Consider the following 5,442-nt stretch of genomic DNA (forward strand, 5'->3'; position numbering starts at 1 on the left):
GACGTCGGGCATGAGTTCGAGGGCCTGTTCGAGTTGTGGGTCGAAGTCGTCGTCGGTGAAGGGCATCTCCGTGGGGGAGAGCTTCGCGGCCTCGATCGACGGGATCTCGTCGGGTTCGTGGAGGATGGCACGGTGGGCGTAGGAGCCGATCTCCATGTCCGATCCGTGCTGACGTTCGTAGCACAGGGCATCCATGTCGCGAACGATCGGGAACGAGATCTCGCCCGTCTGTTCGGCCAGCTGCGGGACCGGGCCGACGCTGATCATCTGGTGCACCGCCGGCGTCAGCGGGATCGCGGCTCCGGCCATGGCCGCGATGCGCGGGCTCCAGACTCCGCAGGCGATGAGGATCTTATCTGTCTCGATCGGGCCCTTGGTGGTATGCACGCGTACGATCGCCCCGTCTTCGACATCGATGCCGGTCACCTCGGTGTTCGGTGACACCGTCAGTGCCCCCTTGTCCTGTGCGGATTCGCGCATCATCGTGCCGGCTCCCACGGAATCGACGACGCCCACGCCCGGCGTCCAGAAAGCGCCGACGATGACGGATGGGTCGAGGAAGGGAACCTTGTCGACGACCTCTTCGGGGGTGACCAGCTCGGAGTCGATGCCCCACGCCTTCGCCGAGACCATCCGTCGGCGAAGTTCCTGCATCCGCTCTTCGGTGCGGGCGACCTCGAAGCCACCGGACTGGGTGAAGACACCGAGGTCCTTGTACTGGCGGATGCTGTCGAGGGTGAGGTCGGTGATCTCGCGGGAATGGTCGACGGGGAAGATGAAGTTCGAGGCGTGTCCGGTCGAGCCGCCCGGATTCGGCAGCGGGCCCTTGTCGACCTGGACGATGTCGCTCCAGCCAAGCTCGGCCAGGTGGTGGACGAGGCTGTTGCCGACGATGCCTGCACCGACGACAACGACACTGGCCTGGGTGGGAATGGAAGCCATGATCAGGCTCCTCTCCGAAGGCTTCTTCGCCTTCAACGGCACGTGTTGCGTACTAAGCAACGTGACGCACTATGTGAAACTGGGTGCTTTGATCGTCCTCCGCCCGCCGAGGTGTGTCAAGGGTTGCGCGGCAATCAGTCGTCGGGTCTTCCGCCGGCCTGTCATCGGGTTTCCCGGCGGCCGGTCGTCAGTGTTCGCGCCAGCCGAGTCGTGACGAGATGTCGGCGGCCGCGCCCACCAGCAGATCTTTGGCGGCCTCGACCTTTTCATCGGTGAAGCGGAAGCTCGGGCCCGAGGCCGAGATCGAGGCGATGACATCACCGTGGGCATTGCGGATGGGAGCGGACACGGCGGTGAGGCCGACCTCGAGCTCATCGGTGACGATCGAATGCCCGGCGGCGACCACCTCGGCGATTTCGGTGAGCAGGTGGGGGATCGAGGTCACCGTGTGCGGGGTGTAGGTCGGCAGCTTTTTTTCGAGGGCGGTGCGGATGCCCGCCTCGCTCAGTCCTGACAGGAGGACCTTGCCGTTCGATGTCGCGTGCAGGGGGATGCGCTGGCCGACCCAGTTGTGGCTCTGGACCGAGGCGTTGCCGGAGACTTGGTCGAGGTAGAGGGCCGCGCCATCGGAGAGGACGGCGACGTTGATCGTCTCGCCGGTGCGCTCGGCGAGGAGCTTCGCGATGGGGCGGGCTTCCTGGACGATGTCGAGACGTGCGGTGGTGGCGCCGGCGAGGCGGAGGATGCCCAAGCCCAGGCGGTACTTGCCGCGATGCTGGTCCTGTTCGACGAGACCGCGCGCCTCGAGCGTGGAGACGATGCGGGAGGCGGTCGATTTGTGCACGCCGAGTTCGGCGGCGATGTCGGTGACGCCGGCGAGGCCGGTGCGGGCGATGACCTCGAGGATCGTGACCGCGCGGTCGACCGACTGCACGGAGCCGGAATTCGTCTCGCTGTTGCTCATTTCGAAACTGTAGCTCACATGGCACAACACGGACAGGCCTGAATCACGTGTGCTGTAGGGTGAATGCCGCCGGAGTGCCGATGGTGCTGCGGCCTATCTTTCCCCGACGGAGTTGAGCGCTATGACCAATGGGACGCAGTCGATCGATCGTGCGGCAGAGATATTGTCGCTGGTGGTGAAGGCGGATGCCCCGATCTCCTACACCGAGGTGGTGGAGTCGACGGAGCTGGCGCGCTCGACGGTCTCACGTCTGCTCTCCGCCCTCGAACGCAACGGGCTGGTCGAACGTGACGGGGACGGGCTCTATCGTGGAGGTTCCCTGTTTGCGACCTACGCTTCGCGCTTTGATCGCGTCGAAACGCTGGTCACGGCGGCTGATCCCACACTGCAGCGGCTGAGCGAGGAGACCGGCGAGACGGTCAACCTCGCCGTCCCCAGTGCCACGGGCGTCGTGCAGGTCGCCCAGGTCGATTCGACCTTCGTTCTCGGCGCCACGAACTGGGTCGACGTAGAGGTGCCACCGCACTGCTCGGCGCTGGGCAAGATCATGTACGCCTTCGACATCATCCCGGTTCCTGCCGGCCGTTTGGAACGTCGCACCCAGTACACCTTGGGGTCGCGGAAAGATCTCATGGACAACCTCGCCGAGGTGCGCGAACGTGGGTACGCGATTGTGCACGAGGAGTTCGAAGAGGGACTCGATGCCCTGGCCGCACCCGTGTACGGCGTTGACGGCAGGGTCGTCGCAGCCGTTGGCATCTCGGGTCCGACCATGCGCATCGCTGACCACCACGAGACCGTCGGCAAACTCCTCGTCGACGAGGCGGGTCTGCTCTCCCGCAGTCTCAAGCGCAAGGTCACTCACCGGTAGATTGTCTCCGTCGGTACATCGGTTTAGGAGCTCATGTGTGCCGAGTCGGCGAGGCAGAGGCGATCAGATCCGGCCGAGTTTGAGGTGCAATAGGGGGTGACAGCTGATCTGACTCGCTAAGCGCGATTCAGGCGGTACTCGTGGATGCCCTCTATCAAGCCCCGGGTTTGACAGAACGCACCTTGTTCAGCCTCCACTCGATGACGAGATTGCCCATGAAGAAGGGATTCGTTGGCTGTAGGGCCCCTTCGAGCGTTCGACTACTTCGGGAACCAAACACTTCTGCTCTGGTTTCAACCAGGGGCAGGGATCAAAGCCAATCGTTCTCACGGGCATAGCGGGCAGCGTCATGGCGAGTACGTGCATTCGTTTTGCTGATCGCATTGGAGAGATAGTTTCGTACGGTGCCCTGCGCCAGGTGCAGTTGCTCGGAGATGTCCGCCACGGAATAGCCGTTACTGGTGACTCGAAGTACGTCGATCTCTCGATCAGTGAGCGGACAGTCATCCATGACAGCTGCAGCAGAAACATCCGGATCTATCCAGCGGCGTCCCTCGTGGACAGCGACGACGACCTCGACGATCTGTGCAGGGTCCGCCGACTTGCTGACGAATCCTCGGATGCCTAAGGAGAGCGCTTTGCGCAACACACCTGGTCGAGCATGGCGGGTCAACATCAGCACTGCTTGTTCGGATCGCTCCTGGCGAAGCGCTTCCACTGCATCGAGGCCATCACTGCCTGGCATCTCAAGATCTATCACAAGGACGTCAGGCAAATGAGCCAACACAGTTGAGACAGCCTGTTTGCCGTCTGCGGCTTCTGCCACGACCTCAATATCACCTTCGAGGGGAAGGAGTGATGCGAGAGCTTTGCGCAACAGGGTTTCGTCATCGGCGAGGACGATAGAGATTGTCATAGTGATTTCCTCTCCTGGGTGCCAGGAAACTCTGCTTCCGTGATGAACTCATCGTTCTCGATTCGGGCTATCAAATGGCCGTCTGCCTCGTTAATTCGTTTTCGTAGTACCGCCAAGCCATTGAGGTCTGGGTCCACAGACGTGGATAGGCCGTCGTTGGTGATGAGGATACTCGCAGGTGTGAGAGTGATATGCACTTGATTGGCTTGAGCGTGTCGGAGAATATTTGTCGTTGCCTCCCGAAGCACGAGACTACTCAGAGTCTCGACAATCCCCGTAGGCGTCCCCCCATTACGGACGCTGACGTCAATGTTGTCTGCTTCGAAGAGCTGTCGTGCATTCTCCAACTCACCTGCCAAAGTCAGATTGCGCTCACCGTGAGCCAGCGACTTGGACTGTCCGATCGTCTCCAAGAGAAGTTCCTGGATCTGAGCAATCTCCACCTCAGCTGCATCTGGATCAGCACGGAGCAAGCGCTGTGCCAATGCAGTCTTGAGTTTGACCACATGAAGAGTGTGGCCCTGTATGTCGTGAAGGTCAGCAGCAATTCTGAACCGCTCTCGCAACACTGCCAGGTTTGTGTATGTCTGGTGGCCTGCGTCAAGTTCGACTAGCAGGTTCCATGACACACGTGTACCCCAGAAAGCCAATGCCCAAATGGCAGGTAGCAACACGGCCAAGCCTACGTAGAGCAAGGTCAACTGTGACTGTGTGATGGAGACGAGCAAACCGATGGCTGCGCAACCCATTATGGTGCCGGTGCTAGCGAATAGAGAGATGTTTGTCTTGCCGCGAATCATCGCCGCTGCAGGAATGGCAACGGCTACAACGGCCCCTGGTGAAATGTGCAGAAGCGACGATATCGTCCAGGTCACAATGCCCACGGACAGCCCGAGGGTCGCTCTTGTTCCAGCGTAGGTCTGCTGCCAACGAAGGACCGGCGGTAACGTGAGTCCTGCCGATGGCAGGAGCAGCAACGGGTGCCACCAAGAGTCAGCGGCAGATGCAAGCGTGGTCAACCACGTTACTGCCCAGGCCACGATAAGCCCCTGGCTGACCAATACACGCATGCGCGCGAGAGTTCTAGTCGGGCTGGTCGTCTCCGCAGGGACAGTCATGCTTCGTCGTCCTCCGAGTGGGGGGAGTCGGAATCGTTGTCGCTGTTCTTGCCGACAAATGCAAGCGCTATTGCAGTGGCAACGATGGTTCCGACGAGAGCGAAGATCAACCATCCAGCGCCAATCGATTGTGGCGACGGAAGGTTGGAAGCAATCCAACCCGGAACGATTTTGATCCCAGTGGGAAGATTTGCCAGTATCCAGACTCCACCGATCGCTCCGGAAATAGAGAGTATCGCGAGAAGGGCTACCTGAACCTTGTTCATCTGCTTCCTTCCGCTGCCATTCCACCAGCCTTCCATGTCTGATGGCACGGAACAACTGACGCAGCGTCATATTCATAGACGGTCCGGCGCCTCACCCGGAGAGATTCCGTCATTTGGACGCGGTTAGTGCAGTTCTGGGTAATCGCAGCGTTTCGTTTGCATTTAACAACCGATACGCCGACTCTGGTTCTGCGCAAAATATGGTTAATCCACCAGTCACTGCCGATGCAAAAGTTGACGGAGACAATAACGCCGGCTGGCGGTGCGGAGGACCATGAAGTCTCCACACCCCCCCCCCGCGGGGGGGGTGTCACCTCGACAATGCGCCCCCACCTGCCGTAAGAAGGCCCGCAACCGGCTCAAAG

Annotated in this window: 6 protein-coding genes; 1 reads left to right on the forward strand and 5 read right to left on the reverse strand. The window is 60.8% G+C overall.

Features of this window, described 5'->3' with window-relative positions:
- A partial coding sequence (locus L0G76_RS13655; protein ID WP_304357720.1) for an NAD(P)/FAD-dependent oxidoreductase occupies positions 1-942 on the reverse strand: 942 nt, incomplete at its 3' end.
- A 187-nt stretch (positions 943-1,129) separates the two neighbouring features.
- The gene (locus L0G76_RS13660) at positions 1,130-1,906 is read right to left on the reverse strand and encodes an IclR family transcriptional regulator (RefSeq protein ID WP_304357721.1); all 777 of its coding nucleotides are present in this window, start codon (positions 1,904-1,906) and stop codon (positions 1,130-1,132) included.
- A gap of 121 nt (positions 1,907-2,027) precedes the next feature.
- On the opposite strand from L0G76_RS13660, the gene L0G76_RS13665 reads away from it, so the two are divergent.
- Complete coding sequence (locus L0G76_RS13665; RefSeq protein ID WP_092104471.1) at positions 2,028-2,777, forward strand: IclR family transcriptional regulator; 750 nt, start codon at positions 2,028-2,030, stop codon at positions 2,775-2,777.
- A 310-nt stretch (positions 2,778-3,087) separates the two neighbouring features.
- On the opposite strand, the gene L0G76_RS13670 is transcribed toward L0G76_RS13665, so the two are convergent.
- From L0G76_RS13670 to L0G76_RS13680, 3 genes are read right to left on the reverse strand one after another with little or no spacing between them, the layout of a single operon-like run.
- Positions 3,088-3,693 carry a response regulator transcription factor gene (locus L0G76_RS13670; RefSeq protein ID WP_092104469.1) on the reverse strand — a complete coding sequence of 202 codons (606 nt, stop codon included), beginning with the start codon at positions 3,691-3,693 and terminating at the stop codon, positions 3,088-3,090.
- Positions 3,690-4,763 (reverse strand): sensor histidine kinase, encoded by a 1,074-nt coding sequence (locus L0G76_RS13675; protein ID WP_304357722.1) that lies wholly within the window; start codon positions 4,761-4,763, stop codon positions 3,690-3,692. Before L0G76_RS13675 ends, L0G76_RS13670 begins: the two co-directional genes overlap by 4 nt.
- Positions 4,764-4,807: 44 nt before the next feature.
- Entirely contained in the window at positions 4,808-5,077 is a 270-nt protein-coding gene (locus L0G76_RS13680) for a hypothetical protein (RefSeq protein ID WP_157691378.1), read from the reverse strand.
- Positions 5,078-5,442: the final 365 nt, after the last annotated feature.

It is taken from the genome of Brevibacterium picturae (assembly GCF_030453725.1).
Taxonomy (GTDB): Bacteria; Actinomycetota; Actinomycetes; order Actinomycetales; family Brevibacteriaceae; genus Brevibacterium; species Brevibacterium sandarakinum_A.

Coding starts and splice junctions, on each gene's coding strand:
- L0G76_RS13675 (WP_304357722.1), bottom strand. CDS start 4,763: ATGCGTGTATTGGTCAGCCAGGGGCTTATCGTGGCCTGGGCAGTAACG.
- L0G76_RS13660 (WP_304357721.1), bottom strand. CDS start 1,906: ATGAGCAACAGCGAGACGAATTCCGGCTCCGTGCAGTCGGTCGACCGC.
- L0G76_RS13665 (WP_092104471.1), top strand. CDS start 2,028: ATGACCAATGGGACGCAGTCGATCGATCGTGCGGCAGAGATATTGTCG.
- L0G76_RS13680 (WP_157691378.1), bottom strand. CDS start 5,077: ATGAACAAGGTTCAGGTAGCCCTTCTCGCGATACTCTCTATTTCCGGA.
- L0G76_RS13670 (WP_092104469.1), bottom strand. CDS start 3,693: ATGACAATCTCTATCGTCCTCGCCGATGACGAAACCCTGTTGCGCAAA.